2 protein-coding genes and 2 pseudogenes are annotated in these 4,942 nt (G+C 73.2%); all 4 read right to left on the bottom strand.

From position 1 onward, the window contains the following. A pseudogene (locus tag IH13_RS0127910) lies at nt 1-536 on the bottom strand (ABC transporter transmembrane domain-containing protein); the annotation flags it as partial. Nucleotides 537-589: 53 nt separating this feature from the next. Then, nucleotides 590-2,508: pseudogene (locus tag IH13_RS38635) on the bottom strand (ABC transporter transmembrane domain-containing protein). A gap of 180 nt (nt 2,509-2,688) precedes the next feature. Further along, nucleotides 2,689-4,149 carry a Gfo/Idh/MocA family protein gene (locus tag IH13_RS0127900; RefSeq protein ID WP_031088738.1) on the bottom strand — a complete coding sequence of 487 codons (1,461 nt, stop codon included), beginning with the start codon at nt 4,147-4,149 and terminating at the stop codon, nt 2,689-2,691. Between the two features lie 432 nt (nt 4,150-4,581). Next, nucleotides 4,582-4,942: MarR family winged helix-turn-helix transcriptional regulator (locus IH13_RS0127895; protein WP_031088737.1), on the bottom strand; the 361-nt coding region annotated here is incomplete at its 5' end.

Here is a 4,942-nt window from a genome sequence, read left to right as displayed (position 1 = left end):
CAGCCGACGAGCAGCACCGGCAGGGCGACCAGCACCGCGAGGGCCAGCGGCGGGGCGGTGACGGTGAGGGCACCGATCAGCAGCCCCACCCACACCACACCGATCGCCAGCTGCGGCACGGCCTCCCGCATGGCGTTGGCCAGCCGGTCGATGTCCGTCGTGATCCTGGACAGCAGGTCACCGGTGCCGGCCCGCTCCAGGACGCCCGGGGGCAGCCCGACCGAGCGGACGAGGAAGTCCTCGCGCAGATCGGCGAGCATCTCCTCGCCGAGCATCGCGCCCCGCAGCCGCATGATCCGGGTGAACACGGTCTGCACGGCCAGCGCCACCGCGAACACCGCGACGGTGCGCTCCAGATGGAGGTCCCCGACGCCGTTCGACAGGTCCTCGACCAGGCCGCCCAGCAGATAGGGGCCGGTGATCGAGGCGATCACCGCGATCGCGTTGGCCGCGACGAGCACGGCGAACGGCCCCCGGTGACGCCGCAGCAGGGAATGGACGTACGCGCGTACGGTCGTGGGCGCGCCGACCGGCAGGGTCGTCGCCGACTCCGGTGCGGCCGGGTCGTACGCCGGTGGTGCGATGCCGGTCATGCCCTCTCCTCGACTTCCTTGATGGCTTCGGCCGACCGCGACGCGTCGGTCGGGGCGGGCCGGTCCCGCGCGTCCGGGGCGGCCGGGATCGCGGTGCCGTCATCGGTCTCCCGGGTGACGACCGCCCGGTAGCGCGGTTCGTCGCGCAGCAGGTCGCGGTGGGTGCCTGCCGCCACGACCCGGCCGTCGCGCACCAACGCCACCCGGTCGGCGAGGTCCAGCAGCAGCGGGGACGAGGAGAACGCCACCGTCGTCCGGCCCTGCCGCAGCCGTTTCACACCGGCGGCGACCCGGGCCTCCGTGTGCGAGTCGACGGCGGACGTCGGCTCGTCCAGCACCAGCGCCTCGGGGTCGGCGACCAGGGAGCGGGCCAGTGCGAGCCGCTGCCGCTGGCCACCGGAGAGGGAACGGCCGCGCTCGGTGATCCGGGTTCCCATGGGATCGCCGTCCCCGCCGGCCGACGCCTGGGCCAGCGCGTCCAGGACGTCCGCGCACTGGGCGGCGGCCAGGGCGTCCTCGGCGGCCACCGTGCCCGGCGACGGTACGTCCAGCAGCTCGCGCAGGGTCCCGGAGAGCAGCACCGGGTCCTTGTCCTGCACGAGCACGGCGGCCCGGGCCGAGCCGAGCGGCAGCTCGTCCAGGGCCACCCCGCCGAGCAGCACCGAGGGGACCGGCCGGGCCCCGCCGCCGTCGTGCCGGGGACCGTCCGCCGCGGCCGTGCCGGCCTCGCCGTCGTCCCCGTCGGATGCGTCCGCCCGCGCACCGTCCGGCTCGGCGTGGCCGCCGAGCCGGTCGGCCCCGCCTCGTCGGGGTCGCCGCAGACCACGGCGGTGAACAGGCCCCGGGGGGCCAGCAGTCCGGTCACCGGGTCGTAGAGATCGCCTTCGGGAACCATGGCCCCGAGCGTGGGAGCCTGGGTGCTGCGGCCGAGGGACAGCACACGGACGGCCCGCTGCGCGGACGGCCGGGAGAAGGAGTACGCCATGGCGATCTCCTCGAAGTGCCGCAGCGGGAAGAGCATCAGCGTCGCCGCGCTGTAGACGGTGACCAGCTGCCCGACCTCGATCCGGCCGTCCTGGACGAGCGTGGCCCCGTACCGGACCAGCGCGATCAGCAGGAGCCCCGGCAGGAGCACCTGGACCGCCGAGATGAGGGCCCACATCCGCGCGCTGCGCACGGCGGCCTTACGGACCTCCTGGGATGCCCGCCGGTACCGGCCGAGGAACAGCTCCTCGCCGCCGATCCCGCGCAGCACCCGCAGGCCCGCCACCGTGTCCGATGCCAGCTCGGTGGCGTGACCCGCCTTCTCGCGCTGGACGTCCGCCCGACGGGTGGCACGGGGGAGGAGGGGCAGGACGGCGAGGGCCAGGGCGGGCACCGCGAGGGCCACCAACAGGCCCAGGGAAGGCAGGTAGAGGACGAGCCCGACGCAGATCAGGACGAGGGCGAGCGCGGCGGCGGCGAAGCGCGACAGTGCCTCGACGAACCAGCCGATCTTCTCCACATCGCCGGTGGAGACGGCGACGACCTCGCCCGCGGCGACCCGCCGGGTCAGAGCCGAACCCAGCTCGGCGGTCTTGCGCGCCAGCAGTTGCTGCACCCGGGCCGCCGCGGTGATCCAATTGGTGATCGCCGTCCGGTGGAGCATGGTGTCACCCACCGCGATGAGCACGCCGAGCGCCACGATGAGCGCCCCGGCGGACGCGAGGCCGCGGCCGGATCGTTCGACGACGGCCTGGACCGCGAGCCCCACGGCGAGCGGAAGCCCGGCGATCGCGCATTGGTGCATCAGTCCCCAGGACAGGGACTTCAGTTGACCGGCAAGCTGACCGCGGCCCAGCCAGAGCAGGAAACGCGGGCCCGACCTGACGTCGGGATCGCCGGGATCCGGGTACGGAAGATCGCGAATCTGCATGACGTCCCAGGGATCGGAAGGAGCGGAGACCCCGTGGGGATCTCGTGGCACGGGGGAGCAAACCGTGCAAGGTTCGCTTCCCTCCCCTCTGGGAGGCAAGCGATTTATTCCCGCGCGACGGCCTCTCCCGCTCCCGGGACGGACCCCGCCGCCGGAGGGGCGGCGGGGTGTCGGGCGCGCCTACTCGGCGGGCTCGGGGGAATCCATGCCGGAACGGGCCTTCTTCCACTCGCCCCGGGTGAAGTCGGGGATCTGCTGCGGTGCGCCCTTGGCCTTGATGGAGAGGTGGCTCAGCGGCACGGGCGCCGTCCAGGTGGCGGCGTCGTACACGTCGAAGTCGGGGGCGAGCCCCAACCTCATGCACTGCATCAGCCGGAACACCATCATGTAGTCCATGCCCCCGTGCCCGCCGGGCGGGTCGGCGTGTTCCTTCCACAGCCAGTGGTCCCAGTCGGCGTACGCGGAAAAGTCCGCCCACTCGTCGTTCGTGTGGTCGGGTTCGAGGTAGATCCGCTCGGGATAGTCCTCGAACACCCCTTTCGTGCCGCCGAGGCTGTTGATCCGCGAGTACGGGTGAGGTGTCGAGACGTCGTGCTCCAGCCGGATCACCCGGCCCTTGGCGGTCTGGACGAGGCTGATCGTCCGGTCGCTCTCGACGTACGTCTCCTTCCAGCTGGGGTCGCCGGCCGGCATGTGCTCCTTGCGGTACGCGGCGAGACCGAGCGAGGGAGAGCCGACACTCGTGATGCTGACCGCGCGGTCACCGCGGTTGACGTCCATGTAGTTGGCGACCGGGCCGAAGCCGTGGTTGGGGTACAGATCGCCTCGCAGCCGGGTGTGCCACAGCCGCCGCCAGGGGCCCTCGTAGTAGTCGGGGTCGAACATCAGGCCCCGCAGGTCGTGGTTGTACGCGCCCGCCCCGTGGAGCAGGTCGCCGAAGAGACCGGCGTGCGCCATGCGCAGGACGCGCATCTCGTTGCGGCCGTAACAGCAGTTCTCCAACTGCATGCAGTGGCGCCGGGTCCGCTCGGAGAGGTCGACCAACTCCCAGAGCTGGTCCAGCCGCAGCGCGATCGGGCACTCGACGCCGACGTGCTTGCCGTTGAGCAGGGCGGTCTTCGCCATCTCGAAGTGGAAGTCCCACGGGGTCGCCACGTAGACGAAGTCGATGTCCCCGCGGCCGCAGAGTTTCGCGTAGTCGTGCTCCCCGTGCGCGTACACGGCGGGAGCCGGCTGGCCCGCGGCCGTCACCTTGGCGGCGGCACGCTCGGCCTTGTCCTTCACGGGATCGCAGACGGCGACGACCCGCACTCCCTCGACGGCGAGGAAGAGGTCGATCATGCTGCCGCCGCGGTTGCCCAGGCCCACGATGCCGACGCGTACGGTCGAACGCCGGTCGAAGCGGACCCCGGCCATGGTGGCGCCCTTGCGGGCCGGCGTGGAGAGGGGGCCGGTGGCGGCCGTGTGCTCCGCGGCCGACGCGGAGCCGGTGCCGAGCGCTCCGAGCCCGAGGCCGGCGCTCGCGGCCCCGACCACGCCGGCGGTGGTGCGAAGGACGGAACGACGGCTCGGTGAACCGTCGTTCGAGGTCTGCGGGTCCTGGCCCTGGGGGTCCTGACCCTGTGGTGCGTCGTCAATCATCGAGCCTCCGGAGAAGGGGAATCCGACGGTGCGCGCGGGTCCCGGCCCGCGTGGACGGACGGACGCGGGTTCCGGAACCTCGGTAAGGACCCTGGACGGTGGGGCTGTTGTCGCGCAAGGGACGCGATTGGACTCCTGCATCCAAACCATGGACTTTCCGGATGCGCGCGGTCATGGGCCGGCGCACCAGGGGCGTGGGGGGTGGCCCGGCGCGGCCCCCCCCGGGCCCGGGTGCGGGGACGGCACGGGAGGGGCGGAACGGGAGGGGGTGGAGCGGGAAGGGCGGAACGGGAGGGGGCAGAGAGCGGGGCGGTAGGCGACGGCCGGCCGGTCCGGGCTCGTCGCGGGGGCGGCGCCTCGCCGGTGATCATGTCCACGCAGGCGTGGGGCCCGGGACCGTAAGCGGCTTCGACGTGTCGCCGAGGACGTGCCTCAGCGGTGGTGGCGCTCCGGCATCCCGTCGACCAGAGCGGTCAGCAGCCCGCCGAGCACCTCGCGCTGTTCGGCGGACAGGGGAGCCAGGATCTCCTGGGCGGCGGCCCTGCGCGCGTTGCGCAGGGAGCGCAGCACCGCGCGGCCCTCGTCGGTGATCTCGATGCGGACCACCCGCCGGTTGGTCGGATCCGGGACCCGGCGGACGCGGCCGGCCGCCTCGAGGCCGTCGACGAGGGTGGTCACCGCGCGCGGGACGACGTCGAGCCGGAGGGCCAGATCGGCCATCCGGGGCGGCTCGTCGTAGTGCGCGACCGTGCGCAGCAGCCGGAACTGGGCCGGCGTGATGCCGATCGGCTCC

This window comes from Streptomyces sp. NRRL WC-3549, from assembly GCF_000721935.1.
Taxonomy (GTDB): Bacteria; Actinomycetota; Actinomycetes; order Streptomycetales; family Streptomycetaceae; genus Streptomyces.
Note: the sequence above shows the minus strand (reverse complement) of the source record. Positions and strands in the feature narration are given on the sequence as shown.

Excerpts from the sequence above, each read along its gene's own strand:
- IH13_RS0127900 (WP_031088738.1), bottom strand. The coding sequence starts at position 4,149 with ATGATTGACGACGCACCACAGGGTCAGGACCCCCAGGGCCAGGACCCG.